Origin of the sequence: Sulfurimonas sp., assembly GCF_018698455.1 — a bacterium.
GTDB lineage: Bacteria > Campylobacterota > Campylobacteria > Campylobacterales > Sulfurimonadaceae > Sulfurimonas.
Window position 1 is genome coordinate 1 of record NZ_JABIOQ010000055.1, and the last position, 25,872, is coordinate 25,872.

Sequence of the window (25,872 nt, forward strand, 5' to 3'; positions counted from 1 at the left end):
CCTTTCTTAAATTTTTCTTTCTTGACGGTTTTTAGACCAAAGCGTCCGATTCATTTCCGTTATCACTGTCCGAATGAAACTGTCATGGGTGTCCGAACTGAAGTGTCATAGGTGTCCGATTTGCTCCGTTTTTTGCAATTATGATATTAAAAAATTAGCAAACTTTATTACTTATTTTATTGAAAGTGACATGAAATATTTAGGTATCACTAAATTAATGAAACTATGCTTCTTTGCTGATAAATATCATTTAGAAGCTTATGGCACGCCAATATTAAACAATAATTATACAAAAATGCCAAAAGGCCCAGTTCCTATGTATGTGTACTCTTTAATTAAAAATAGTAAGAATACAGATAGTGATGATTTAGAAAGTGAAGTAAGAGAATTTAATACACATATAAATGTAAAAGAAAGACAATCTGATGATCATTCTAGATTTGAAAATCATAACTCTTTTGACAGAAAGTTTTTCTCAAAATCTCAAATGATTATACTTGATAGACTTGCTTTAGAATTTAAAGATATTGACAAAGAAGCAATATCTAACTTATCTCATGATACTTCAGCTTGGAAATCTGTAAACCTTCATGATAATATACCTTTCTCTTCTATGATTGATAATAATCCAGAACTAAGTAAGCATGTTAGAGAAAATGAAATAAAAAAAATCCAGTTTAATAGCAATGTTCAAAGAGTACTTGAGCAAGTAAAAACTAAATAGTCTTCTTATCTTGTCGCTACAACGTTTAACAGAAAATGTCTTATTTATAAAAAGATTTTCTGTGTTTTATTGGGTAAATTATGAGTTCCACGATGGTAGTGAAGAACGAAATAAATATATAATCACCCTTAACTGTTCAGTTAATGAGTTTCCGCTTACAATTATTCTTCCTACATCCAAAGATGATGGAGCTTTCTATTCAAATCAGAAGAATCTAATAGATTGTGTAGTTATTAAGACCGGGGAATCAGAGTTTTTTACATATAAAGATAATAATACAATAGTTGATTTAAGAAATATAAACACAGAAGACCAAAGTATTATAGAAGCAGTACATGATGAGGGAGAACTTCAGTTTCAAGGGATTCTAGAGCAAGAGTTGCAAGATAGAATAACAAAAGCAATTAAAGATTCACTAACTATTGAAGAGTATTTAATAGACAAGTATCTTTGTCGATAAAAGGTGTTTTAGAAAATTATTAATGCATTTTTCTAAACATTATTCATAGTTTTGGTTCTTTTTTTAATGATAATTTAAAAAAAAACGCCAGCAAAGATTTTGCTATGCCCTCTGGGTACATCCCCCAAGGGGACTTCCTCGCTAGCACTCACCGCGAACTCCAGCATCGACAAAACCAGCTCAAATGCAGTATAGTTGTCCAACACTATGGATATTTCATTAACTACACTTAAACATTTTTATGATAAAATACTGTATTACAAAATACAAAGGATTTGTTATGGTAGCAACTGTTAGACTAGATGAGAATCTTACAACAACATTAAATAAAGTCTCAAAAATACTCCATAAAAAGAAAAGTGATGTTATACGAGAAGCTATAAAATACTATGCATTAAATGTAGAAAAAGGTGCCAAATCAAGAATGCTAACTGCTATTGGAAAAACAAAAGAAATAGATAAAAAAGATTTTAAAGATTTTGAAGGTACTTTCGATGATGGTATCTAAAGGGGATATTTGGTTAGTAAACCTTAACCCCATTAAGAAAAACAATGAAATGGGAAAAGTTCGACCAGTAGTTGTATTTCAAAATGATGTGTTAAATCATAGTGACTATCCAACTACCATGATTATACCACTTAGCACATCACTAGTAGATGATACACAACCTATACGATATAGAATAAATAAAAGAGATAAACTAAGTGAAAATTCAGATATTGTAATAACTCAAATAAGAGCTATTGATAATGGTAGATTTATAGAAAAATTGGGTACTTTAACTATGGATGAGATTCAAGTAGTAAAAGAATTGTTTGCAGAAATAACACAATAAAAAACATCAGTAAAGATTCAAACCCTGTGTTTGAGGATAGTTTATAAATCAGTGTTAATAGTGGTTTTATAGGTATTTAATAATCTATAGAGTATAATCAATAAAATTATGCTAACAAGGTCTCTTAATGCTACAACGTTTACTCTTCCTTTCTCTCATTTCATACTCTTTACTCCATGCTGTTCCTAGTTTTTCCCAAATGAAAGAGGCTGTTAAAGCAAATCCAGAACTTTTAAACACTCCTCAAGCCAAGGCTATGATGAAAGAGAAAGGTGTAACAAAAGAGGATGTAAGAAAACAACTTGTTAATGATGAAATGAGTAGTAAAGTGACTGATGTTAAGGACATAGAGAACAATATAGATATAGTTGAGACTAATGAGACTAATAAGACTAATAAGACTAATAAGACTAATAAACTTGGAAAAAGACTCAACCCTTTTACATACAAAACAAATGAAGAACTTCGAGTTTCTTTAAATTCCAAGCATCAGCTTCTAACACACAAAAAGCTTACTCGCTACTCAGATAGATTTTATGCGAATAAAAACATTATAGATAGTGCATCTTTACCAACTCCAGATGATTATACTATCTCAACTGGTGACATTTTAGAACTGCATATCTATGGGGACAGAAGTGAGATGCATGAGCTTGAAGTGAAAAATGATGGAAGTGTTGAGTTAGAGTTTATAGGCCCAGTAAGAGTAGGTGGACTTAGCTATCTAGAACTACAAAAACATCTTGAGAAAAGACTTAAAAGTCACTATAAATCAAGCTCTTTTAAAATCATACTGAGTAAATACAGCAGTATTCAAGTTACTCTTATAGGTGATGTGAAGTACCCTGGCATATATAACCTTTCATCTTTTTCAACAGCAAAAGATCTCCTTGTAGAATCAAAGGGAGTAAGAGAAAATGCATCAATTAGAGATATAGTCATAAAAAGAAATGGAAAAAGTGTTGCAAGTTTGGATTTTTACGACTTACTCTTTGAGGGAAAAGATCTTTCTGGTGTTTTACTAAAGCATGGCGACATAGTAATCATTAAAAAAGCTAAAAAACTTGTTGGGATAGATGGCTATGTAAACAGTGCCTCTGTGTTTGAGCTTAAAGAAAATGAAACACTGACTAAACTTATAGAGTATGCAGGTGGAATGAAGGCTGACGCTTCAAAGAGACATATAAAGATAGATAGATATAGTGAAAATTCTATTTTTGAAACATTTAACATATCGTATAGAAAAGCTAAAAACTTTAAGATGAAAGATGGAGATAGAGTTTACATTTATAAACTTGACGATAGTGCGGATCGCAATGTAAACATATATGGAAATATCATTCGACCAGGTAGTTATAGAATCGATGACAATGCAACGCTAAACAAACTCCTAAAAAGTCATTTGTCCACAGGGTTGAAAAAATTCTTTTTACCCGAGACATACTTCGCATATGGAATTCTTAAACGCTACTCGGATACACTGAGTTATGAAACAATATCATTTAATCTTGAAAAAGTTTTGGCAGGGAAGCAAACACTTACATTACATCCAAAAGACGAAATATTTATATTTAGTAAAAACGACATAGGGTCTAGTGAATACATTACAACTAAAGGGGATATTCTTACCAATGACGGAAAGATGAGATACTTTAGTGGCATGACTATACGAGATGCCATTTTTGCTGCTGGCACAGATGGTGTGATGGATGAGAGAGTGAGAGTTACTACTATAAATACTCCAGATCATATGCCAAAAACAAGCTTTTACTCTTTTGAAGAAGATGCTAATGTAAAACTAAGTCCATATGACGAGGTGGAGGTTTATGACTACTACGAAACACATCTACTTCAGCCTGTAAGTATTAAGGGCGAAGTTGTAAACCCCATAACTGTTTTTTATGAAACAGGCATGACTCTTGCAAATCTTCTTGACTCATCGGGAGGTATAACTCCTATGGCATTTTTAAATAAAGTCGAGATAGTAAGATACTACATAGATGAAAAGAACAATAGAGATAAAAAAGTTATATATGTAAGTTTAAAAGACATTAATCCACAAGAGTATGTTGTAGAAGCTTATGATGAAGTGACTATTTATAAGATTCCAAACTGGAGTGATAAAAGAGTGGTGACACTTAAGGGTGAAGTTAAGTTTCCAGGGGACTATACTATAGGGAACTCTGAAAAGTTGAGTAGTCTCATAAAAAGAGCAGGGGGCTACACTAATGAAGCTTTTGTAGAGGGTGCAGTTTTTACCAGAGATAGCATTCGGGTCAAACAGATTGAGCAGTATAATGCATCTTTAGCTAAGATAAAAAGAGAGTTAGCTCTTTATAATGCAATGCCAGCCAACTCAAAGAAGATGGCTAGTTCAGGAGCAGACACAAGTACTCTTAACGATGTTATTTTAGAAGCAAAAAAGTACCAACCAGTTGGAAGAATAAGTATGAAACTCCAAAAAGATTTAGAAGTGTTTTCAGAGAGTGAGTATGACCTGATACTAAAAGATAAAGACACACTTTTTATACCAGGTCATATGGATACAGTAACTGTTTTTGGAGAGGTGTTTAACCCGACATCATTTGTATACTCATCAAATATGGATTTGGAGGATTACATTACACTGGCAAGTGGAGTCTCTCGTGCTGCTGATAGCTCAAACATATATGTGATTCATGCAGATGGAACGAGTGAACCTGCAGATAGTGGTTGGTTTAGCTCTAGTGTTGAAATAGCTCAAGGCGACACTATAGTAGTGCCAGTTTACATTAAAGAGACTAACTCACTTGACTTATGGGACAGTGTATCTAGAATCTTGGCTAGCTTCGCGATAACAGCTGCGACTCTCAATACTCTAGGTATTATGTAATGAGTGAAAATACTGGGAATACATATATAGAAGAAGATGAGATAGACCTACGAGAGTTGTGGCAAACAATTTTAAAAGGTAAGAAAATCATAGCTATGATTACACTAGTTGTGGTTACTATGACTTTGGTATATGCTTTAAAGCTTCCAAATGTTTATAAGTCAGAAGCTATTCTTATACCGTCTTCAGAAGACTCTGGGCCTTCTCTTGGAGGACTTGGTGGACTTGCTGCTATGGCAGGGGTAAGCATAGGTGGCGGTGGATCAATGACACCTGATGTAGCCTTTAACTCACTGCTAAATAATTATGAGTTTATGAAAAAGTTTGTTATAAATAATAAGATAGTTGAATATTATAATGGTAGTGAGGTAGATGAAAACTATGTTTTTGCTTTGGGTTTTAGAGGTGTCTATAATCTGTTTAAGTCAGAAGTGGATGAAGAAAAAAAAGACGATATAGATGCAGAAATTTATATGATTATTAAGAAAATAAGAAGTAACTTTTCAGTTTCAAGTGATAAAAAAACAGCTCTTATAACAGTTTCGTATAGCGATAGTGATAGAAGTTACCCACCGCAAATAATAAACGCATTTTTAAAAGATGCCAGTTCATACTTAGTAGAAAATAATTTAAGAATTATTAACAGTAAGTTGGGATATTTTGAGAGGGAGTTAGTAAGTGTAGATGGATTTGAGTTGAGAAAAAGTATATCTTCAATCATCTCAAAAATATTAGAAGAGAAAATAATGATGCAATCAAAGGTTTACTACCAGTGTGATATTCTTACTTCACCTTCTAGTTCATATGTTAAAGATAAAACAAAGCCTAAACGAGCTCTTATTTTAGTGGTTTCATTTGTAACAAGTATCATCCTCGGTGTATTCTTAGTGTTCTTTTTAGAGTTTATAAAAAAAGAAGAAGATAATTAATCGTGACACTGATTTTAAAATTACTCGTAATTATATTATTCTCATATATTTTTGTGAAACTTATAATTAAGTATGCACATAAACTAAATTTATATGATGTTCCAAACGAACGTAGTCATCACTGTAAGATTACTCCAAGTGGTGCAGGTATAGGCTTTATCTCTGCATTTTTTGTAGGAATATTTCTGTTTGAATTTGAGCTTTTAAGTGAAGTTTGGTATGTGTTTACAGCAATACTTTTGGTGTTTTGTGTTGGCATTTATGATGATAGACATGATGTATCTGCAAAGTTAAAGTTTATGGCTATATTTTTGGCAGTATTTATTATGTGGTTTGGAGGAGTTAGTATAGATACACTTGGTGTTTGGTATGAATATGACCTCACACTTGTGTCTTGGATAGCACTTCCTTTTAGTATGCTAGCAATTGCAGGTTTTACCAATGCTTTAAATCTCATTGATGGGATAGATGGATTGTCTAGTTCTATCTCCATTATAATCTTACTTTTCTTTGCATTCATAGGTTTTGAATATCATAGTGATCTATTAGTGATAATTTCTACTTTTACTATTGCGGCTATTATAGGTTTTTTATTTTTAAACTGGTATCCTGCAAAGATATTTATGGGAGATAGTGGGAGTTTAAGTATAGGTTTTATTATCAGTGTATTAGCTGTTATAAGCTTAAAGTATATTCATCCTATACCTATACTCTATTTGGCAGCTATACCAATTCTTGATACATTAGTAGTAATGGTGAGACGCATTAGAAGAAAAAAGTCGCCTTTTAAACCTGATAAAACGCATATTCACCATATAATGGTAAAATTCTTCGATATGAATGTTAAAAAAACGGTTGTATTCTTAGTGATTTTACAGATAGTGTTTAGCTCTATAGGCTACATGATATTAGACTCCATAAATAAAAATGGCGGAAGTAATGTTCCTCTATTCGCACTTTTTGGTTTTATGATGATGTTTGTGCTTTTCTATATGATATTTACAGGCATACAAAGAAGACAAATAAAAATTGATAACAAAGTAGTTAAATGAAAAGAATAAATTTTGAAGAAGCACTTAAACTGTATGAGATGGATTTTTTTGAGCTAGGTGAACGTGCTGATAGTAAACGCATAGAGATGCATGGTAAAAAGACATACTTTAACATAAACCGTCACATAAATCCGACAAATGTTTGTGCAGATGTTTGTCTTTTTTGTGCTTACTCTGCAACTCGTAAAAATCCAGACCAGTATACTATGAGTCATGAAGATATCATGAAAACAGTTGAAGAGATAGACCAACGTGGTGCTAAAGAAGTACACATAGTATCTGCTCATAACCCAAATGTTACACTTGAATGGTACTTGGGAATCTTTAAAAAGATAAAAGAGGGGTATCCTCATCTTCACATAAAGGCATTAACTGCTGCTGAAGTTGACTTTCTATCTCGCCATCATGGACTTACTTATGATGAAGTACTTGACCTTATGCTTGAAAATGGTGTGGACTCTATGCCCGGTGGTGGTGCAGAAATTTTTGATGAAAAAGTACGAGATAAAATCTGTAAGGGAAAAGTGACATCAGACCAATGGTTTGAAATACATAAAAAATGGCATGAACGCGGTAAAAAATCAAATGTAACGATGCTTTTTGGACATGTAGAATCTCGAGAAAACCGTATAGACCATATGATGAGAATTCGTGATTTACAAGATATAACTGGTGGGTTTAACTGCTTTATACCTTTGGTATATCAAACTGAAAATAATTACTTAAACATTGAGGCACCTATAACAGCCAATGAGATACTCAAAACAATGGCAGTATCGCGTTTAGTACTAGATAATGTGCCAAACTTAAAAGCATACTGGGTGACTTCGACTGTTAACTTAGCTCTTGTTGCTCAAGAGTTTGGAGCCAATGACCTTGATGGTACCATAGAAAAAGAGTCTATAAACTCTGCAGCAGGGGCAAAAAGTGCAAATGGTGTGGTTTTAGAAGACTTCATAGCTTTAATAAAAAATAGTGGTTTTAACCCAGTTGAACGAGATAGTCTTTATAATGAAATAAAAGCTTGGTAAAAAGCTCAAGTGATCATTACGGTTATCATCCCCAGCTATAACCGTTATGAGCTTTTAAAACGAGCTTTAGACTCTGTTTATACTCAAACCTTTCTACCCAAAGAAGTCATCGTTATAGATGATGGCTCAACGGACAATACTTACCAAATTAAAAATGATTTTCCTAGTGTAAAGTACATATATCAAAAAAATAGTGGTGTCTCGTCAGCTAGAAATACTGGGATTAAAAATGCCAGTTTTGAATGGATTTCTTTTTTAGACTCAGATGATGAATGGATAGAAGACAAGCTGGAAAAACAAGTAAATTTTCATCAGCAAAGTAAAGATGTTTTAATGAGTTATACAGACGAGATTTGGATTAGAGATGGAGTTTTAGTGAAAATACCAAAAAAATTTAGAAAAATTGGATCAGATGTATTTTTAGAAAATCTCTCTTTTTGTAATATAGCTCCATCATCTGTACTTATACATAAAACTATACTCGATGATGTTGGCTTATTTGATGAAGAGTTGGAAGTGTGTGAAGACTATGATTTATGGTTGAGAATAGCACAAAGTTATAAGATAGGTTTAGTACATGAAAAACTGATAAAAAAACATGCAGGCCATGAAGAGCAACTTAGTTTTAAACATTGGGGTATAGATAGATTTAGAGTACAAGCATTAGAAAAACTTTTATTAGCTACTTCAACGACTAACAAAGAGCTAATAAAAGTAGAACTTATAAAAAAATATACCTTATTAAAAAAAGGTGCAGTTAAATATGATAAAATAGCAGATATTAATTTATATACAAGGCTACTACTTGCTCACACTTAACAAAGATACAAAAAAAACACTTCTTTATATATCTATTGCTTTTACATTTTCAGTTCTTATGCGTTTGATCTGGGTTTATCAGTTTTCCGGGGTAGAGGCCTTTAAGTTTAATAATCAATTTATGATAAATACTAATGATGGGTATTATTATGCTGAAGGTGCGAGAGATTTATTGAGTGGTATTTCACAAGATAATGATTTGTCTCCCATTACATCAGCTGGTTCACTGTTAACGGCATTTTTTGCAAAAATTCTACCGTTTTCCTTTGAGAGTGTTATCTTTTATTTACCAGTGTTTTTAAGCTCTTTAGTTGTCATCCCTATTATCCTCATCGCAAAAGGCTTGAAAAATTTAGAGATGGGATTTATTGCTGCACTGCTTGCCAGCATTACTTGGAGTTACTACAACAGAACGATGGCAGGCTACTACGATACAGATATGTTAAATATAGTTCTTCCTATGTTTTTACTCTGGTCTATCATATGGGCGATAAATACAAATGAAAATAAGTATCTCATCATCACAGCGATAGATATTCTTATATACAGATGGTGGTATCCTCAAAGTTACTCTTTAGAATTTTCATTTTTCGGGCTAATACTTTTATATGCTCTTATTTTCGATAGAAAAAATATGTTTAATTATAAACTTTTAGCAATTATGATGCTTGCGATGATGAATATTGATGGTTTTATCCGCTTGCCATTAGTTCTTGGAGCTTTTTATATATTTACACAAGAAAAGTTTGATAAATATATTTATTATATTTTAGGTGCTTCAGTTCTTGGCTTTTTTGTATCTGGTGGTTTTGATCCTATTTGGAGCAAGCTAGAATTATATGTATTTAAAGATGCAATCTCAGTTGGAAAAGAAGGTCTTAACTTACACTTTTTTACAGTAATGCAAACTATTAGAGAAGCGGGTCAAATTCCTTTTGAAACTTTCGCAAATCGTATTAGTGGACATGCGGCAACCTTTATAATTTCCATAGTTGGATATGCTTATCTTGTCTATAGACATAAGATAATGATATTTGCATTACCAATGGTTGGACTTGGATTTTTAGCTAGTGTTGGAGGGCTGCGTTTTACTATTTATGCGGTTCCTATCTTAGCATTTGGAATTGCCTTTTTAATTACTGAGATTTCTTTGAAAATGCCTACAAATAAAATGAAAGTTTTATCGATGGTGGCATTTACTTTAGCAATTTTATATCCTAACTATAAACATATAGATGCATATAAAGTTCCAACAGTATTCACAAATGATGAAGTAAAAGTTTTAGATGTATTAAAGACAAAAGTAGATAGAGAGGACTATGTAGTTTCTTGGTGGGACTATGGCTATCCTATAAGATACTACGCAGATATGAAAACTTTAGGTGATGGCGGAAAACATAGTGGTAGTGTTAATTTTCCACTAAGTTATATGTTAACTAGTTCACAGGTTGAAGCTGCGAAAATGGCAAGGTTAGATGTAGAGTACACAGAACAGAAGTTTAAGTACCTTAAAGAGAATAAAGAAGAGATAGAAGATAAAAACATTACTATATTCTCAAATATAGAAGATATGACAAAAGATTATGGTTTTAATGACACAAATGATTTTTTATTCTCACTTCAAACTGAAATGACATTACCGAAAAAAACAAGAGACATTTACTTCTATCTGCCGTTTAGAATGTTAAATATTTTACCAACAGTAACTCTGTTTTCAAATATGGACTTGATGACTGGTACAAAAGGCAAACAACCTTTTTTCTTTGTAAGTAAAAACTTTAAAGATAGTGGATCCAAAATAGATCTAGGACGTAGTATTTATATAGATAAAGCTACATCTAGCATCGTTATAGGTCAACAAAAAATACCTATGAAAAGATTTGTGAAAACTACATACAATGCTCAAAAGAAGTTAGATGTAAATGTACAACTCATAAACCCTACATCAGATATAAGTGTAATATATATGGCAAACTATAATACCTTTTTAGTACTTGATGAAAAAATGTATAACTCTTTATATATTCAACTAATGGTTTTAGAAAATTACAATAAAAACCTATTTGAAGCAGTTACTTTAGATCCAAATGTAAAAGTCTATAAGTTAAAAATTTAAGATGAAACTACTTCTTTTCCTCTTTTTAAGTAGCTCTCTTTATGCAGTTAAACCTGAACTCTTACTTTTAAATAAGTATTCAGAAGATGTAAATGTCTCTAGTTGGTATATGAGTGAAAAACTTGATGGTGTTAGAGCTTACTGGGATGGCAAGCGACTTATTTCAAGAAATGGAAAGGTGTTTTCAGTACCACCTTGTTTTATTAAGGACTTTCCAAGCAGTGAACTTGATGGTGAACTTTGGAGTAAAAGAGGAAACTTTTCAAATATATCTTCAATTGTTCGAAAAAGACAAGCTAATGAATCTTGGAAAGAATTAACGTACAATATTTTTGAAGTTCCAAATGCAGAGGGGAACTTGTTAGAAAGATTAAGTACTGTAAAACTTAGTAAATATATAAAAGTCATTAAACAAATAAAAATAGAAGATAAAAAGCACTTGAATGAATTTCTTAAAAATGTAGAAGAAAAAGGCGGGGAGGGTGTAGTTGTCCGAGATGGTAGCCTCACTTATTATACAGGTAGAAATAACAATGCACTCAAGGTTAAAAGTTATGTTGATGATGAATGTGAGGTTACCGGTTATACAACTGGAAAAGGAAAATACAAAGGCATGACTGGAGCATTACTCTGTAAAATGCAAAATCAAAATATTATCAAGATTGGTAGTGGACTATCTGATCAAGAGAGAATCAATCCGCCTAAAATTAGTGCTATAATTACATTTAAATATTATGGATTAACTTCAAAAAGGAATCCGAGATTTCCTATATTTTTAAGAGAAAGGAAATAAAACGGCATGAACTATAGTGATAATTTTAATCCTACGATATTAAACAATAATTTATTTAAAGAAATTGTAAAAGAAAAAAAGACTATAGGTTACTATAACCTAGTAAATCAAGATACTGCAGAGTTTAAAAAGTATGCTTCAACAGTAAAGCAAAAAAATATTGTTGTTATGGGAATAGGAGGAAGTACTCTTGGAACCTATGCAATATATAAGTTTTTAAAACATTCAAAAGAATTGAGTAAAAAACTTTATTTTTTGGAAACAACTGATCCTATTGATATTCAATCAAAAATAGAAGATATCGATCTTAGCGATACACTATTTATAGTTATTTCAAAGTCTGGTACAACTGTAGAAACTATTTCTATTTTTAAATATATAAACTCATTGGTAAAAATTGATAAAAATAATACACTTATAATTACAGAGTTCGATTCTAAGTTGAATGCTTATGCAAAAGCAAATGATATGCAAACATTTGAAATTCCAAAAGATATTGGTGGGCGATTTTCAGTATTTTCGGCTGTTGGTTTAGTCCCTTTAGCAATAGTAGGGATAGACATTGATGAGATAATAGCAGGAATAAAAAAAGTTTATGACTCATTTTTTGCCAAGACGGATGTATATAGAAATATCATAAAAAAAGCAAGATTTTTTGTAGAGTATAAAAATAAGTTCAACATTAATGTCGTTTTTTCATATTCATCGCGTTTAGAAGGATTTAACAAGTGGTACATACAGCTTTGGGGAGAGAGTCTAGGTAAGATAGACATAAACTCTACTAACCAAGGACTCACCCCAATAGGTATAATAGGGCCAATAGACCAACACTCTTTTTTACAGTTAATAGTCCAAGGTAAACGCGATAAAACAGTGAGTGTTATAAAAGTTGATGATTTTGACAATGACCTGAAAATACCAGCTGTAGAACTTGAAGGACTAGAGGAGTTGAACTACTTAGATGGAATAGAATTCTCTTCACTAATCAATAAGCAAGCAGATGCTACAATAGAATCAATCAATAGTCTCGGTGATATACCTTGTGATGTTATAACTATAGAGGGTGTAAATGAGCAAGCGATAGCGAGTTTGATGTATGAGTATGAACTTTTAACATCGGTGTGTGCAAAGTTTATGTACATAAATGCTTACGATCAACCTGGTGTTGAGAGTGGAAAGATAATTTTAAAGAAAAATTTAAAAAACTTAACCATATAAAAGCCAATTTATCCACAATATTTATATAGATTATTTGTATCTTATAGTATAATACTCGAATAATATACTAAAAAGGCTAGAAAATGATAGGAAGAAGAAAAGAATTAGCAATTTTAAATAATATTTGTGAAGAAAAAGAAAGTAAGTTAGTTGTAGTTCATGGCAGAAGAAGAATAGGAAAAACATACTTAATAGATTATATGTTTAAAGAGCATAGAGCAGATTGTCTATTTTTTAAATTTACAGGCAGTGCAGAACAAGATAGTAGTATCCAAAGAGATTATTTTATCGAAGCTATCTATGAATGGTTTAAGATAGAACCAAAAACTCCAATTTTAAAATGGCACCAAGTTTTTATGTTTTTAAAAAGAGCAATAGATGAAGAGATAACAAAACGACATCATAAAGGTAAAGTAATTGTTTTTATTGATGAGGTTGCATGGATTGATAAACATAATAAAGCAGGCTTCCTAAGTGCCTTTGGGCATTTCTATAATACTTATATTGAAAGTAATAATAATCTAGTAGTAATACTTTGTGGATCTAATGCATCTTGGATTAAAAATAAAATACTTAAAGATACAGTTGGTCCTCTTTATCATAGAGTGGATGTAGAGATACCAATGCTACCGTTTGACCTTAAAGAAACAAAAGAATACCTCATCAATGAAAAAAGATTTGACATTGATAATAAAAGTGTAGTCGATATTTACATGGTATTGGGCGGAATTGCAAAATATCTAAGCTATCTTGACTCAAAACTTTCAATATCTCAAAACATCAATAACTTATTCTTTAATCTTAACTCCCCACTATATGATGAATATGATGCAATTTTTAAATCATTATTTTACGATAAAGCAACAGCTCATAAAAATATAATAGATCTACTTAGCAACAAACAATCTGGTTACACAATGTTGGAGTTAGATGTGCATATAGAAGATAGTAAAATTCATGCAATAAGAAATCATATAGATGAATTAATAGATACAGGTTTTGTAAAGCCTGTAAATAGATTTAATAATAAAACTAAAGATACCAAATATATAATAATTGATTCTTTTAGTTTGTTTTACAATAAGTGGGTAAAGCCATTAAGTAAGAATGATATAGCTTCAATGGTTAATTATTTTGACACAAAATCTCAATCTCATGACTATATAATATGGCAAGGTTACGCATTTGAAACTGTATGTATTGCTAATATGCATCTATACTTAAATCAACGAGGACTAAGTGCAGCATTAAAAAGTGTAGGTTATTGGAACTATATACCTAATAAAGATATTATTAAAGATAAGGGTGCTCAAATAGACATCTTAATTGAATATACAAATAATACATATGATATTGTTGAGTGCAAATATTATAATGATGAATTTACTATTGATAAATCATATACAGCTAATCTATTAAATAAAAAAGGTAAATTAATAGAACATGGTATAGTAAATAAAAAATATGATTTAAAAATGATTATGCTTACTACATATGGGACTAAGATAAATCAATATTACAATCAAGTAAATATTTCTCAAAATGTAGTGATTGATGATTTGATGAAATAAAGGATTAATTGCTACTAAAAGCCCCTCTCGGATGTGATCCTTTAGGTTCACCAAAGTGATGTCGAGGAAGCCAAATAGATAGCGAAAATCTAAACTACAGGAATCTGTACTTTGTTGATTTTATTAATTCTACTTATAAATTATTATTTTTAAGTACTTCTTTTATTTCCCTATCAGAAATATTTTCTTTCTCTGTTTTTGTGTAAATAAGAAGTAATCTAATAATATTTTTATTATCGATTATAATATGTGACAATTCTAAAACCTCCACTTTTTCCAGTTGGAACAGATGAATTTGCAAGTCTTATCTTAAAACACTTATTCCCCAGTTCTGTACCAAATTTTGGATTTATAAGCAGCTTCTGATTGAGTGACTCTAAATCATTAGTAATATGCTTATAAGATTTTACAAGCTTTTTGACTTGCTTTATAAATTCAGGTGTTGGTACTATTTTTAACATCAGTTATTAAATCATCCAAACTTATTTCATCTAATTCTTGTGCATTTTGAAGTTTTGCTTGCTCAATAGATTTTTCAAAGCTACGAAGAAGAATCATTTTATTATAACTTTCCGTTACAAAATCAAAAAACTTATCTGTATTGCTATTAAATCCATCTAAAAATATTGTTTCTATTTCTGGATTTTGAATTTTAAGTGTTAACATTATCGTTCCTTTTTTAATTATTCTATCATAAATTAATTGAATTTATAATTCACTATAATATACCTTGTTCTGCCCGTCTAATCAAGTATTATTTTTCCAAGCCTTATGCCTAATAGTATTTATAAATTATACACAACTAGCATTAAACTAATACTAGTTATAAAATTTACATGGACTTAAATACATATTCTAGCACGACTGAAGCCACACATCCAGAAGATGCCCTCGGATGTGATCCTTTAGGTTCACCCAAATTATCATCCAAATCATTTCTACTCCACTTGGGATTTTTTATACTAAAGCCATAAGAACATTTAACCAATATTAAGATACAATTAATGAAGAAAGAGAGGCATTTATGATTGATTATACAAGAATACAAAAAGATTGTTTTTGGGATCTATATATTTCTAAAAAAGATATTGATACTATTTTAGAGAGAGACGATATGAGAAAAAAAAAGATGTTATTTGAAAAAATCCTCTTAAATAGTACAAAATTGTTTACAGATTTGAAAATTTTTGATAGTGAACAATTGGCTTGGCTCTTAGAAGATTATAATACACCTAAATTTAACCAAGAGTATGCTTTTAGAAGAAAAAATATGGCAGAAGTTTATTTTTTCAATAAGCCGCTATTGATTGATGATTTGAAATGGGTAGCATAGACTACAAAGAACTTTACAGCCTTCAAGATAAAGTTTTAGCGGTAATTTTTCAAGAACAAAGCGAATTTTATCTCACGGGAGGGACTTGTCTAAGTCGTTTTTATATTGAAAAAAGATATTCAGATGATTTAGATTTTTTTACAAATCAATCCCCACGATATAGTTTTGAAATCAAAAAAATAAAAAAAGCCCTAGAAGAAAACTTTCAACTAACTACAGAAGTTCAATCAAAAGATTTTACGAGATTTAAAGTAGACGGTTTACTTCAGCTTGACTTTGTGAATGATATATCGTTTCGTTATAAAGATGTTGTGGTTGATGAAAACAACTATCTATTGGATAACATAGAAAACATACTAAGTAATAAAATAACAGCAGTCATAGGTAGAGATAATCCAAAAGATATATTTGATATCTATTTAATTTATAAGTTTTATAGTTTTGAATGGAAAGAAATATTGGATGCCGCACATGAAAAAGCTGGTTTTTCTAATGAAGAACTTATCATCAGACTTAAAAGTTTTCCAAAGGAATTACTACACGAGATTAAAATTATAGATAGAAATTTTTTAAATGACTTTGATATAGAGTTTCCAAAAATAATTTACGAGATAGAGAAAATATAAAATATCCAAGAGTATTTTCGGATATGCTGCTTCTAGGAATGCTAACCCATGGCGTTCTCTACTCTGCATTGCATCAAGTGATGTCGATGAAGTTACTAGGTGAGGCTGAAGCCACACATCCGAAGCCCTCTCGGATGTGATCCTTTAGGTTCACCCAAATCCCTTAGAATAGGGCTTTAAGTTTTCTACTAAAAATGCTCATTTTCAGTACACCAAAAGCATATACCAGATATACTTTCAAAAATTGAACCATAAAAAAGCCAAAGAGATAATGAAAGTTTAATACTTGTACAACTTCAGCCATACTAACAATAAAGAATAGACAAACTTAGTATTGAGTATGAACTTCTTCCATCCGTATGCACAAAGTTTATGTGTATAAATGCTTACGATTAGCCTGGTCTTGAGAGTGGGAAGGTTATTTTGAAAAAGAAGTTGAAGGATTAAGGTAGGATATGAGTTCAATATTAAAACTAATCGGTCGAGAAAAGGAACTTTTTTCATCAGATATTTATGCTAATGAAAAAGAGTTGACATCCATTGTTTCAGCATCTTCTTTTTTAGTAATAGGCGGAGCTGGATCGATAGGTCAAGCAGTTACTAAAGAGATATTTAAACGCAATCCTAAAAAGCTTCACATTGTAGATATATCTGAAAATAATATGGTTGAACTCGTTCGAGATATAAGAAGTTCATTTGGTTATATTGATGGGGAGTTTAAAACATTTGCATTGGACATTGGTTCACTTGAATATGACGCTTTTATAAAAGCAGATGGCAAATTTGATTATATTTTAAATTTATCTGCTTTAAAACACGTACGAAGTGAAAAAGATCCATTTACACTTATGCGAATGATTGAAACTAATGTTTTTAATACAGATAAAACAATTGGACAGTCTATTACCAATGGAACTAAAAAATACTTCTGTGTGTCAACAGATAAAGCTGCTAATCCTGTAAATATGATGGGTGCTAGCAAACGAATAATGGAAATGTTTGTTATGCGGAAGTCCCAAGGGATGAAAGTTTCTATGGCTCGTTTTGCGAATGTAGCATTTAGTGATGGGTCTCTTCTTCATGGGTTTAACCAACGAATTCAAAAAAATCAACCTATTGTCGCTCCAAATGATATAAAGCGATACTTTGTGACTCCTCAAGAATCAGGCGAACTTTGTCTTATGTCTTGTATATTTGGGGAGAACAGAGATATATTTTTTCCTAAACTTAGTGAGAACCTACATCTTATATCATTTGCAGACATAGCAGTAAAATATCTTGAAGATTTAGGTTATGAACCATTCTTATGCGAGAGTGAAGATGAAGCGAGAGAATTGGCTAAAACTTTACCATCAGAAGGAAAGTGGCCTTGTTTGTTCACTTCTAGCGATACGACTGGAGAAAAAGATTTTGAAGAGTTTTTTACGGATGTGGAAACTTTAGACATGGATAGGTTTGAAAATCTTGGAGTTATTAAAAATAAAGCTCTGTTTGATGAAGAAAAACTAAATAATTTTGAAAAAACTATAAAAAACTATAAAAATAATCTAGCATGGACAAAAGAGAACATTGTAAAAGAATTTTTTACTATGATTCCAGATTTTGGTCATAAAGAGACAGGTAAATATCTTGATGGGAAAATGTAGTCATGTATAAAAATGTAGTTGATTTTATACAAGAACTTTATAACACTAAAGAGTTTTTACCTCTACATGAACCAAGGTTTATTGGTAATGAAAAAAAATATGTAAATGAAGCCATAGATTCTACTTTCGTTTCAAGTGTTGGAAAGTATGTAACACAACTAGAAGCGATGATAGCTGAGTTTTCAGGCTGTAAGTATGCTATTGCCACATCAAACGGTACATCGGCTCTACACATAGGGCTTAAGTTAGTTGGAGTCGATAAGTCTTGTGAGGTTATTACTCAGCCTTTGACTTTCATTGCTACTGCAAACGCCATAAGTTACTGTAATGCAAAGCCTGTATTTATAGATGTTGATAAAGAAACCTTAGGCTTATCTCCTTCAAAACTAAAAGAGTTTTTAGAAGAGTTCACCGTTATGAATGAAGTGAACGAATGCATTAATAAAATCACAAAAAAAACTATTAAAGCTTGTGTTCCCATGCACACCTTTGGTCATCCATGTAAGATAGATGAGATAGTCAGTATTTGTGATGAATACAACATCAGTGTTGTTGAAGACGCAGCTGAATCACTTGGTTCATACTATAAAGGCAAACATACTGGTAGTTTTGGTAAAGTTGGTGTTTTCTCTTTTAATGGAAATAAAATCATTACAACTGGTGGTGGTGGTATGATAGTGACTGATGATAAAGAGTTAGCTTCGCGAGCAAAGCACATTACAACCACTGCAAAAGTTCCAGACCCTTATGAATATGTTCATGATGAGATAGGCTATAACTATAGACTTACAAACTTAAGTGCGGCGCTTGGCGTAGCTCAAATGGAACAACTTCCTTTATTTATAGAAAAACAAAGAGAGTTAGCAAAAGAGTATGAAGCTTTTTTTAAAGATTTGGATATGCAGTTCATAACTGAACCTGAAAATTCTAATTCAAACTATTGGCTAAACGCAGTGATACTAAAAGACAGAAAAACACGAGATAGCTTTTTAAAATACACTAATGACAACGGCATCATGACTCGATGTATCTGGAGACTTATGAATAAGTTAGAAATGTTTAAAGATTGTCAATGTGGGGATTTATCAAATTCAGAGTGGTTTGAAGATAGGGTTGTAAATATTTCGAGTTCGGTGATAGTATAATGAAAGAAGAAATATTACTTATAGGTGGTGGCGGTCACTGTAAATCTGTAATAGATGTTATAGAACAAGAGGATAAATATATTATCGCTGGTATTATTGATAAAATAGAGCTACTTGGAAGTGATGTGTTAGGTTATAAAGTCATAGGGTGTGATGATGATTTAGTAAAGCTAAGAGATAAATACTCAAATGCGATAGTAACGGTAGGCCATATTAAGTCAAATAGTTTAAGAGTCAAACTATTTAATTTATTAAAAGGTTTAAATTTTAATTTGCCAAAAATCATTTCACCGTTGGCCTATGTTTCCAATCATTCAAAAATTGATGAAGGCACAATAGTGATGCATCATGCACTTGTTAACGCTTCTTCACAAATAGGTGAAAACTGTATAATAAATACTAAAGCTTTAATTGAACACGATTGCGTGGTGGAGAATAATTGTCACGTTTCCACAGGGGCTATTGTCAATGGTGGCGTTGTTGTCAAAGAAAACACATTTTTTGGAAGTAACGCCACTTCAAAAGAGTATATAGAAGTGAATGACTTTATAAAAGCGGGGAGCGTTGTAAAATGAAACAAGTATTTATAATCGCAGAAGCGGGGGTTAATCATAACGGTTCCATAGAATTTGCTAAAAAACTCATAGATGTCGCAGTTGATGCTGGTGTAAATGCCGTGAAGTTTCAAACATTTAGAGCTAAAAATCTAGTTTCAAAAAATGCAAAAAAAGCCCAATATCAAAAAGAAAATATAGGAGATGGTGATGATAGTCAGTTTAATATGCTTAAAAAACTTGAACTTAATATAGATACTCATCATGAACTTATATCTTATTGTAATAGTAAAAATATAATGTTTCTCTCAACTCCATTTGATCATGACAGCATAGAACTTCTAAATGACTTAGGTTTAGAAATCTTTAAAATTCCAAGTGGAGAAATTACAAATCTTCCATATTTAAGACATATTGGTAAACTTGGAAAAAAAGTGATACTCTCGACGGGTATGGCGGATATTGGCGAGATAGAAGATGCAATGGATGTTTTGACGGAAGCTGGAACATCGAAGGCAAATATAACCGTGCTTCATGCAAACACTATGTACCCAACGCCGATAGAAGACGTAAATCTAAAAGCAATGTTGACAATAGGTAGCACTTTTGACGTGGCGTTTGGATACAGTGACCATACTTTAGGAATTGAAGTTGATATAGCAGCTGTTGCGATGGGGGCATCATGTATAGAGAAACATTTTACACTTGATAAAACTATGGAAGGTCCAGATCATAAAGCTTCATTAGAACCTGATGAACTTAAAGAGATGGTAAAAACGATTCGAAATATTGAACTAGCTCTTGGTAGTAGTATTAAAAAACCTTCAAAGAGTGAAACTCCAAATATGCATATAGTTAGAAAATCAATTGTAGCAAAAAGAGCTATTGGTAAAGGTGAAATATTAAGCGAAGACAATCTTGCCATTAAAAGACCGGGGAATGGTATCAATCCTATGCGATGGGATGAAATTATTGGTACTCTCGCGAGTAAAGATTACATTGAAGATGAATTGATATGAATAAAAGAAAAGTCTGCGTCGTAACAGGGACAAGAGCAGAATATGGTTTGCTTTATTGGTTGATGAAGGAGATAGAAGCAGATGATGAGTTAGAACTTCAAATCATCGCTACTGGAATGCACTTAAGCCCTGAATTTGGATTGACTTACAAAGAGATAGAAAAAGACTTTAGAATAGATAAAAAGATAGAAATGCTTCTTTCTTCTGACACATCTGTTGGTATTTCCAAGTCGATGGGACTTGCTCAAATTTCTTTTGCTGAAGCATATGAAGAATTACAACCTGATATATTAGTGGTTCTTGGCGATAGATATGAAATATTTTCCGCGGTAAGTTCAGCAATGATAGCTAGAATTCCAATTGCTCATCTTCACGGCGGTGAGACTACCGAGGGCGCGTTTGATGAATCAATTCGTCATTCTATTACTAAAATGAGTCATCTTCATTTTACAGCTACAGACGAGTATAAAAATAGAGTTATTCAGCTGGGTGAGCATCCAAATAGTGTTTATAATGTTGGTGGACTTGGAATTGATAATATTAAAAAATTAAAGCTTCTTTCACGAGAAGAGTTTGAAAAATCAATAGATTTTAAGTTAAATAAAAAAAATACCATTGTGACTTTTCATCCTGTAACTCTTGAAAATTCAACGGTTTCAGTGCAGTTTCAAAATTTGTTAGACGCTATTGATGAACTTGAAGATACAAATATAATTTTTACAAAAGCCAATAGTGATACCGATGGAAGAGTTGTTAATGGAATGATAGACGACTACGTTAGAGTAAATGGCGACAAATCTATCGCGTTTACTTCTTTGGGTCAATTAAGATACTTAAGCGCTCTGCAATATGTAGACGTTATGGTTGGCAATAGTTCAAGTGGACTTATCGAAGCACCATCTTTTAAGATAGGAACTCTAAATATTGGCGATAGGCAAAAGGGACGAATAATGGCTGATAGCGTTATAAACACAAAGCCAGATAAACAATCAATTAGAAATGCTTTTGAAAAAATGTATTCACAGGAATTTATTAAAACTTTGCAAGAAGTGGACAATCCTTATGGGAATGGTGGAGCGAGTAAAAAAATAAAAAACATTATAAAAAATGCTAAATTGGAAAACATACTCAAAAAGACTTTTTATAATATAAAGGTAGAAAATGACTGATTATAAAAAAGTGATATTAATTCCAAAATCAACGATAATAGAAGCTTTACAAGTCATTGATAAAGGTGCTATTCAAATAGCACTTGTTATAGATGAAAATGAAAAACTATTGGGTACTTTGACTGATGGAGACATTAGAAGAGGCTTATTAAACGATTTGTCTTTAAGTGACAGTATCGAAAGCATTATCTTTAAAAATCCAACAGTATGCAATATAGCAGACACTAAAGAAAAAATTTTAGAGATAGCTGTTAGTAAAAAAATCTATCAAATACCTGTGGTAGATAACGATGGAAAGTTAGTTGGTATAGAAGAAGTTGATGAGCTTTTAAGACAAAAGTCTAAGAGTAATAAAGTTGTATTGATGGTTGGTGGATTAGGAACTAGACTAAGACCGTTAACAGATCATACTCCTAAACCAATGTTAAAAGTTGGTAACAAACCAATTTTAGAAACGATAATACAAAATTTTAAAAAGTATGGATTTACAAACATCATACTCTGTGTAAGTTATAAATCAGAGATAATAGAAGAATATTTTAAAGATGGTTCAGAATTTGGAGTAAATATAGAGTATATTCATGAAAATAAAAGAATGGGGACAGCTGGAGCATTAAGTCTAATAAGAGACAAACTTCATGAGTCTTTTTTTGTTATGAATGGTGATTTACTTACAAATATAAATTTTGATAGAATGATGGAATACCATATATCTAATGTATCGGTGGCAACTATGGGAGTAAGAGAATATGATTTTCAAGTGCCTTACGGCGTTGTAAATGTTCATGACAAGGATATCTTAAGTATAGAAGAAAAACCTCTTCATAAGTTTTTTGTGAGTGGTGGTGTTTATGTCTTAAATGAAAAAGTTTTAGATTATATTCCTGATGATGAGTTTTACGATATGCCAACGCTGTTTGAAAAAGTGATTCAAGAGAAATTAAAGAGCATCTCTTTTCCTATTCGTGAGTATTGGTTAGATATTGGAAGAATGGAAGAGTATGAAAAAGCAAATAATGAATATCATGAGATTTTTTAATTGAAGATTTTAATAATTGGCTATGGCTCTATTGGAAAAAGACATGAAGAAGTTCTTTTAGAGTTAGAAAATATTGAACAGATAGATATTGTTACTAATCAATATCTTTCAAATAAGAGGACATTTAAAAATTTAGAAGATATTCAAAATTTAAATGATTATGATTATTTTATAATTGCGTCAGAAACTAACAAGCATTACACTCAACTAAAATATTTAGAATCTATGCTTACAGATAAAATCATATTTTGCGAAAAACCACTTTTTGAGTCTCAAAAAATTTTAAAGATTACAAAAAATCAAGTTTATGTTGGTTATGTTCTGCGGTTTCATCCACTTCTTCAAACACTTAAAAAACTTTTAAAAGATGATAATATCTTAAATATAAACGTTAATTGTGGGCAGTATCTTCCAACATGGAGAGCCCAGAGTGATTATAGAGATTCTTATAGCGCAAAAAAAGAAGAGGGTGGTGGAGTACTACTAGATTTGAGCCATGAAATAGATTATACTCAATGGTTATGTGGAAAGATTAATGAGATAAAAAGTTATCAAGTGAAAGTTTCTGACTTAGAAATAAGTTCAGATGACTTAAGCACTTTTATAGCCAAAACAGATAGAGGCATCATAGTGAATTTATCAATTGACTATATTAGCAAAATAACATATAGAAAAATTATGTTAAATACTTTCAACACTACATATGAACTAGATTTTATAAACAATAAGCTTGTACAAAAAGATAAGTTTGGTGTTGAAGAAGTTTTCAGTAGTAGTAATCTAGAGAGAAACAGTATGTTTGAAAATATGCATAAATCAATTTTAGGTACAAAAGAAAGTGTCTGTTCTTATTCTGAAGCATTGGAAGTTATGGATACTATCTCAAAAGTTCAGGAGCAAAATAGATGAGTAAAGTATTATGTACAATTTGTGCTAGAGGCGGAAGTAAAGGCGTTAAAAATAAAAATGTTAAAGAGATTAATGGCAAACCACTTATTGCTTACACAATTGAGCAAGCAAAAGCATCTCAGCTATTTGATCATATTGTGATTAGTACAGATTCTGATGATATTGCAAATATTGCTAAAGAATACGGAGCGGAAGTCTTTTTTAAACGTAGCACTGAAATGGCAAGCGACACAGCCGGTAAACTTGATGTAATTAAAGATACTTTTGTGCGAAGTGAAGAGCATTATAAAAAACAGTATGATTATTTAATAGACTTAGACGCTACGGCTCCTCTTAGAGTTGTTGAAGATATAACAAAATCTTTTGAACAGTTTCTAGCTAATGACAATGACAATTTAATAACCGCTATGCCAGGAAGAAGAAGTCCTTACTTTAACTTAGTTGAAGTGAATGAAGAGGGTAGAGTTTATCTTTCAAAAGAGTTTGACAATAGCATTGTTAGACGTCAAGATGCTCCAAAAAGTTACGATATGAACGCTTCTATTTATATATGGAAAAGGGATGCTATCTTAAATATAAAATCTCTTTTTATGGAAAAAACGGGACTCTACGTAATGCCTGAAGAGAGGTCTATAGACATAGACACTCCTTTGGACTATGAGTTTGTTGAGTTTTTAATGAGGAAAAATAATGCTTAAAGATAAAGTTGTAGTAATTACTGGTGGAGCAGGACTTATTGGCAAAGAGTTTGTCAAAGCAGTCGTTGAGCAAGATGGCATAGCTATAATCGCAGATATAAATGAAAAAATAGGTAATCAAGTAAAAAATGCTTTATCTGAAGAACTCAATACAACTAGTATAGATTTTGTAAAACTAGATATAACTTCTAAAGAGTCTTTGCAAAGATGTGTTAATTATTTGGATGAAAGATATAAAAGAATAGACGCTTTAGTAAATAATGCTTACCCTAGAAATAAAAATTATGCCAGACATTTTTTTGACGTGGAATATGATGATTTTGTAGAAAACTTAGGCTTGAATCTTGGAGGTTATTTCACAACATCTCAGCAGTTTGCAAAGTATTTTCAAACACAAGGTTATGGTAACATTATAAATATTTCTTCAATATATGGAGTGATTGCACCTAAATTTGAAGTATATGAAAATACTCCTATGACTATGCCTGTGGAGTATGCAGCTATCAAGTCTGGATTAATTCATTTAACGAAGTATATGGCGAAATATTTTAAAAATATGAATATAAAAGTAAATACTTTAAGTCCTGGCGGTATCTTTGACTCTCAACCCGAAGCTTTTTTACAAAAGTATAAGGAAGAGTGTCTAAACAAAGGGATGTTGGATAAGAGTGATTTAAAAGGAACTTTGATTTACTTGCTAAGTGACATGAGCAAGTATGTAAATGGGCAAAATATTATTGTGGATGATGGGTTCTGCCTGTGATAAGTGAGATGCTGAAAAAAAGAGTCTTTGATATAAATTCTGATAGATTAGGTCCAGACTGTCCATTTACCCATTGGAAACTATATTTTAAATCACAGATGCAAAAAATATCGCAAAGTAAATTCAAATCATTTTCTACTAGCTCGGAGTTTAGAGCAGGAGCTTATGCAATAACATGTTCAAAAATTTCCATAGGTGCAAATGTAATTATTAGACCTAATACAATGCTTTTTGCAGATCCAAGAGAGGGTGATGATGGGCAAATTATTATAGAAAACGATGTAATGATAGGTTCGGGTGTTCATATCTATGTATCGAATCATCGTTATGATATGGAAGATAAGAACATCATGGAGCAGGGACACTACATGGCACAAAGCGTTCATTTAGAAGAGGGTTGTTGGATTGGTGCCAATAGTATTATTTTGCCAGGAATAACAATTGGTGAAAATGCAGTAGTCGGTGCAGGGAGTATAGTTACTAAGAATGTGCCTTCAAGAGTTGTATTTGCTGGAAATCCTGCTAAGTTAATAAAAAAACTATAAAGTAT

The 25,872-nt window shown here is 31.6% G+C and carries 26 protein-coding genes; 25 read left to right on the top strand and 1 reads right to left on the bottom strand.

Translation table 11 applies throughout. The features are described 5' to 3' along the window. Nucleotides 1–217 precede the first annotated feature (217 nt). The 13 genes from HOG88_RS07330 (at nucleotide 218) to HOG88_RS07390 (ending at nucleotide 14,421) form a co-directional block, all read left to right on the top strand. Nucleotides 218–724, top strand: a complete 507-nt coding sequence (locus HOG88_RS07330) for a Panacea domain-containing protein (protein WP_295004709.1) — start codon at nucleotides 218–220, stop codon at nucleotides 722–724. Nucleotides 725–785: 61 nt separating this feature from the next. After that, nucleotides 786–1,184 carry a hypothetical protein gene (locus HOG88_RS07335; protein WP_295004730.1) on the top strand — a complete coding sequence of 133 codons (399 nt, stop codon included), beginning with the start codon at nucleotides 786–788 and terminating at the stop codon, nucleotides 1,182–1,184. A gap of 280 nt (nucleotides 1,185–1,464) precedes the next feature. Next, nucleotides 1,465–1,692 (top strand): CopG family transcriptional regulator, encoded by a 228-nt coding sequence (locus HOG88_RS07340; protein WP_295004732.1) that lies wholly within the window; start codon nucleotides 1,465–1,467, stop codon nucleotides 1,690–1,692. Further along, a complete protein-coding gene (locus HOG88_RS07345; protein WP_295004734.1) occupies nucleotides 1,679–2,020 on the top strand; it encodes a type II toxin-antitoxin system PemK/MazF family toxin in 342 nt (113 codons plus the stop codon). Before HOG88_RS07340 ends, HOG88_RS07345 begins: the two co-directional genes overlap by 14 nt. 127 nt (nucleotides 2,021–2,147) lie before the next feature. Then, complete coding sequence (locus HOG88_RS07350) at nucleotides 2,148–4,892, top strand: SLBB domain-containing protein (RefSeq protein WP_295004736.1); 2,745 nt, start codon at nucleotides 2,148–2,150, stop codon at nucleotides 4,890–4,892. Beyond that, nucleotides 4,892–5,821: a Wzz/FepE/Etk N-terminal domain-containing protein gene (locus HOG88_RS07355; RefSeq protein WP_295004738.1), complete on the top strand. Its 930-nt coding sequence runs from the start codon at nucleotides 4,892–4,894 to the stop codon at nucleotides 5,819–5,821. Before HOG88_RS07350 ends, HOG88_RS07355 begins: the two co-directional genes overlap by 1 nt. Nucleotides 5,822–5,874: 53 nt before the next feature. Next, entirely contained in the window at nucleotides 5,875–6,873 is a 999-nt protein-coding gene (locus tag HOG88_RS07360) for a glycosyltransferase family 4 protein (RefSeq protein ID WP_295004740.1), read from the top strand. Beyond that, complete coding sequence (gene mqnE / locus HOG88_RS07365; RefSeq protein ID WP_295004742.1) at nucleotides 6,870–7,904, top strand: aminofutalosine synthase MqnE; 1,035 nt, start codon at nucleotides 6,870–6,872, stop codon at nucleotides 7,902–7,904. Before HOG88_RS07360 ends, mqnE begins: the two co-directional genes overlap by 4 nt. A 9-nt stretch (nucleotides 7,905–7,913) precedes the next feature. Beyond that, nucleotides 7,914–8,723, top strand: coding sequence for a glycosyltransferase family A protein (locus HOG88_RS07370; protein WP_295004744.1), 810 nt, complete (start codon nucleotides 7,914–7,916; stop codon nucleotides 8,721–8,723). After that, a complete protein-coding gene (locus HOG88_RS07375) occupies nucleotides 8,710–10,839 on the top strand; it encodes an STT3 domain-containing protein (protein WP_295004746.1) in 2,130 nt (709 codons plus the stop codon). Before HOG88_RS07370 ends, HOG88_RS07375 begins: the two co-directional genes overlap by 14 nt. Nucleotide 10,840: 1 nt before the next feature. After that, on the top strand, nucleotides 10,841–11,632 hold the full coding sequence (locus tag HOG88_RS07380) for a DNA ligase (RefSeq protein WP_295004748.1): 792 nt from the start codon (nucleotides 10,841–10,843) through the stop codon (nucleotides 11,630–11,632). A gap of 6 nt (nucleotides 11,633–11,638) precedes the next feature. Next, nucleotides 11,639–12,850, top strand: a complete 1,212-nt coding sequence (locus tag HOG88_RS07385) for a glucose-6-phosphate isomerase (protein ID WP_295004749.1) — start codon at nucleotides 11,639–11,641, stop codon at nucleotides 12,848–12,850. Nucleotides 12,851–12,933: 83 nt separating this feature from the next. Next, nucleotides 12,934–14,421 carry an ATP-binding protein gene (locus HOG88_RS07390; RefSeq protein ID WP_295004751.1) on the top strand — a complete coding sequence of 496 codons (1,488 nt, stop codon included), beginning with the start codon at nucleotides 12,934–12,936 and terminating at the stop codon, nucleotides 14,419–14,421. Nucleotides 14,422–14,856: 435 nt separating this feature from the next. On the opposite strand, the gene HOG88_RS07395 is transcribed toward HOG88_RS07390, so the two are convergent. Beyond that, complete coding sequence (locus HOG88_RS07395) at nucleotides 14,857–15,087, bottom strand: hypothetical protein (RefSeq protein ID WP_295004753.1); 231 nt, start codon at nucleotides 15,085–15,087, stop codon at nucleotides 14,857–14,859. A 358-nt stretch (nucleotides 15,088–15,445) separates the two neighbouring features. Between HOG88_RS07395 and HOG88_RS07400 the strand changes: the two genes are divergently transcribed. The 12 genes from HOG88_RS07400 to HOG88_RS07455 all read left to right on the top strand — a co-directional run bounded on the left by HOG88_RS07400 (nucleotide 15,446) and on the right by HOG88_RS07455 (nucleotide 25,867). Beyond that, nucleotides 15,446–15,754 (top strand): hypothetical protein, encoded by a 309-nt coding sequence (locus tag HOG88_RS07400; protein WP_295004755.1) that lies wholly within the window; start codon nucleotides 15,446–15,448, stop codon nucleotides 15,752–15,754. Continuing rightward, nucleotides 15,742–16,380, top strand: coding sequence for a nucleotidyl transferase AbiEii/AbiGii toxin family protein (locus HOG88_RS07405; protein WP_295004757.1), 639 nt, complete (start codon nucleotides 15,742–15,744; stop codon nucleotides 16,378–16,380). The genes HOG88_RS07400 and HOG88_RS07405 overlap by 13 nt, the downstream gene beginning before the upstream one ends. Before the next feature lie 455 nt (nucleotides 16,381–16,835). Then, nucleotides 16,836–18,026 carry a UDP-N-acetylglucosamine 4,6-dehydratase gene (locus HOG88_RS07410; RefSeq protein WP_295004759.1) on the top strand — a complete coding sequence of 397 codons (1,191 nt, stop codon included), beginning with the start codon at nucleotides 16,836–16,838 and terminating at the stop codon, nucleotides 18,024–18,026. Nucleotides 18,027–18,028: 2 nt separating this feature from the next. Beyond that, nucleotides 18,029–19,171: a LegC family aminotransferase gene (locus HOG88_RS07415; protein WP_295004761.1), complete on the top strand. Its 1,143-nt coding sequence runs from the start codon at nucleotides 18,029–18,031 to the stop codon at nucleotides 19,169–19,171. Continuing rightward, nucleotides 19,171–19,746, top strand: coding sequence for a NeuD/PglB/VioB family sugar acetyltransferase (locus HOG88_RS07420; RefSeq protein WP_295004763.1), 576 nt, complete (start codon nucleotides 19,171–19,173; stop codon nucleotides 19,744–19,746). Before HOG88_RS07415 ends, HOG88_RS07420 begins: the two co-directional genes overlap by 1 nt. Then, a complete protein-coding gene (gene neuB, locus HOG88_RS07425; RefSeq protein WP_295004765.1) occupies nucleotides 19,743–20,744 on the top strand; it encodes an N-acetylneuraminate synthase in 1,002 nt (333 codons plus the stop codon). Before HOG88_RS07420 ends, neuB begins: the two co-directional genes overlap by 4 nt. After that, nucleotides 20,741–21,913 carry a UDP-N-acetylglucosamine 2-epimerase gene (gene neuC / locus HOG88_RS07430; RefSeq protein ID WP_295004767.1) on the top strand — a complete coding sequence of 391 codons (1,173 nt, stop codon included), beginning with the start codon at nucleotides 20,741–20,743 and terminating at the stop codon, nucleotides 21,911–21,913. The genes neuB and neuC overlap by 4 nt, the downstream gene beginning before the upstream one ends. Continuing rightward, a complete protein-coding gene (locus HOG88_RS07435) occupies nucleotides 21,906–22,952 on the top strand; it encodes a nucleotidyltransferase family protein (protein WP_295004769.1) in 1,047 nt (348 codons plus the stop codon). The genes neuC and HOG88_RS07435 overlap by 8 nt, the downstream gene beginning before the upstream one ends. Continuing rightward, on the top strand, nucleotides 22,953–23,861 hold the full coding sequence (locus HOG88_RS07440; protein WP_295004771.1) for a Gfo/Idh/MocA family protein: 909 nt from the start codon (nucleotides 22,953–22,955) through the stop codon (nucleotides 23,859–23,861). Beyond that, entirely contained in the window at nucleotides 23,858–24,559 is a 702-nt protein-coding gene (locus tag HOG88_RS07445; protein WP_295004773.1) for an acylneuraminate cytidylyltransferase family protein, read from the top strand. The genes HOG88_RS07440 and HOG88_RS07445 overlap by 4 nt, the downstream gene beginning before the upstream one ends. Beyond that, nucleotides 24,552–25,322 (top strand): oxidoreductase, encoded by a 771-nt coding sequence (locus HOG88_RS07450; RefSeq protein WP_295004775.1) that lies wholly within the window; start codon nucleotides 24,552–24,554, stop codon nucleotides 25,320–25,322. Before HOG88_RS07445 ends, HOG88_RS07450 begins: the two co-directional genes overlap by 8 nt. An 8-nt stretch (nucleotides 25,323–25,330) precedes the next feature. Continuing rightward, nucleotides 25,331–25,867 carry a DapH/DapD/GlmU-related protein gene (locus HOG88_RS07455; protein ID WP_295004777.1) on the top strand — a complete coding sequence of 179 codons (537 nt, stop codon included), beginning with the start codon at nucleotides 25,331–25,333 and terminating at the stop codon, nucleotides 25,865–25,867. The last annotated feature ends 5 nt before the right edge of the window (nucleotides 25,868–25,872 follow it).

What these genes read in the sequence shown, in the direction of transcription:
- HOG88_RS07330 (WP_295004709.1), top strand. Translation starts at nt 218, where the DNA reads ATGAAACTATGCTTCTTTGCTGATAAATATCATTTAGAAGCTTATGGC.
- HOG88_RS07340 (WP_295004732.1), top strand. Translation starts at nt 1,465, where the DNA reads ATGGTAGCAACTGTTAGACTAGATGAGAATCTTACAACAACATTAAAT.
- HOG88_RS07345 (WP_295004734.1), top strand. Translation starts at nt 1,679, where the DNA reads ATGATGGTATCTAAAGGGGATATTTGGTTAGTAAACCTTAACCCCATT.
- HOG88_RS07350 (WP_295004736.1), top strand. Translation starts at nt 2,148, where the DNA reads ATGCTACAACGTTTACTCTTCCTTTCTCTCATTTCATACTCTTTACTC.
- HOG88_RS07355 (WP_295004738.1), top strand. Translation starts at nt 4,892, where the DNA reads ATGAGTGAAAATACTGGGAATACATATATAGAAGAAGATGAGATAGAC.
- mqnE (WP_295004742.1), top strand. Translation starts at nt 6,870, where the DNA reads ATGAAAAGAATAAATTTTGAAGAAGCACTTAAACTGTATGAGATGGAT.
- HOG88_RS07380 (WP_295004748.1), top strand. Translation starts at nt 10,841, where the DNA reads ATGAAACTACTTCTTTTCCTCTTTTTAAGTAGCTCTCTTTATGCAGTT.
- HOG88_RS07385 (WP_295004749.1), top strand. Translation starts at nt 11,639, where the DNA reads ATGAACTATAGTGATAATTTTAATCCTACGATATTAAACAATAATTTA.
- HOG88_RS07390 (WP_295004751.1), top strand. Translation starts at nt 12,934, where the DNA reads ATGATAGGAAGAAGAAAAGAATTAGCAATTTTAAATAATATTTGTGAA.
- HOG88_RS07395 (WP_295004753.1), bottom strand. Translation starts at nt 15,087, where the DNA reads ATGTTAACACTTAAAATTCAAAATCCAGAAATAGAAACAATATTTTTA.
- HOG88_RS07400 (WP_295004755.1), top strand. Translation starts at nt 15,446, where the DNA reads ATGATTGATTATACAAGAATACAAAAAGATTGTTTTTGGGATCTATAT.
- HOG88_RS07405 (WP_295004757.1), top strand. Translation starts at nt 15,742, where the DNA reads ATGGGTAGCATAGACTACAAAGAACTTTACAGCCTTCAAGATAAAGTT.
- HOG88_RS07410 (WP_295004759.1), top strand. Translation starts at nt 16,836, where the DNA reads ATGAGTTCAATATTAAAACTAATCGGTCGAGAAAAGGAACTTTTTTCA.
- HOG88_RS07415 (WP_295004761.1), top strand. Translation starts at nt 18,029, where the DNA reads ATGTATAAAAATGTAGTTGATTTTATACAAGAACTTTATAACACTAAA.
- HOG88_RS07420 (WP_295004763.1), top strand. Translation starts at nt 19,171, where the DNA reads ATGAAAGAAGAAATATTACTTATAGGTGGTGGCGGTCACTGTAAATCT.
- neuB (WP_295004765.1), top strand. Translation starts at nt 19,743, where the DNA reads ATGAAACAAGTATTTATAATCGCAGAAGCGGGGGTTAATCATAACGGT.
- neuC (WP_295004767.1), top strand. Translation starts at nt 20,741, where the DNA reads ATGAATAAAAGAAAAGTCTGCGTCGTAACAGGGACAAGAGCAGAATAT.
- HOG88_RS07435 (WP_295004769.1), top strand. Translation starts at nt 21,906, where the DNA reads ATGACTGATTATAAAAAAGTGATATTAATTCCAAAATCAACGATAATA.
- HOG88_RS07445 (WP_295004773.1), top strand. Translation starts at nt 23,858, where the DNA reads ATGAGTAAAGTATTATGTACAATTTGTGCTAGAGGCGGAAGTAAAGGC.
- HOG88_RS07450 (WP_295004775.1), top strand. Translation starts at nt 24,552, where the DNA reads ATGCTTAAAGATAAAGTTGTAGTAATTACTGGTGGAGCAGGACTTATT.
- HOG88_RS07455 (WP_295004777.1), top strand. Translation starts at nt 25,331, where the DNA reads ATGCTGAAAAAAAGAGTCTTTGATATAAATTCTGATAGATTAGGTCCA.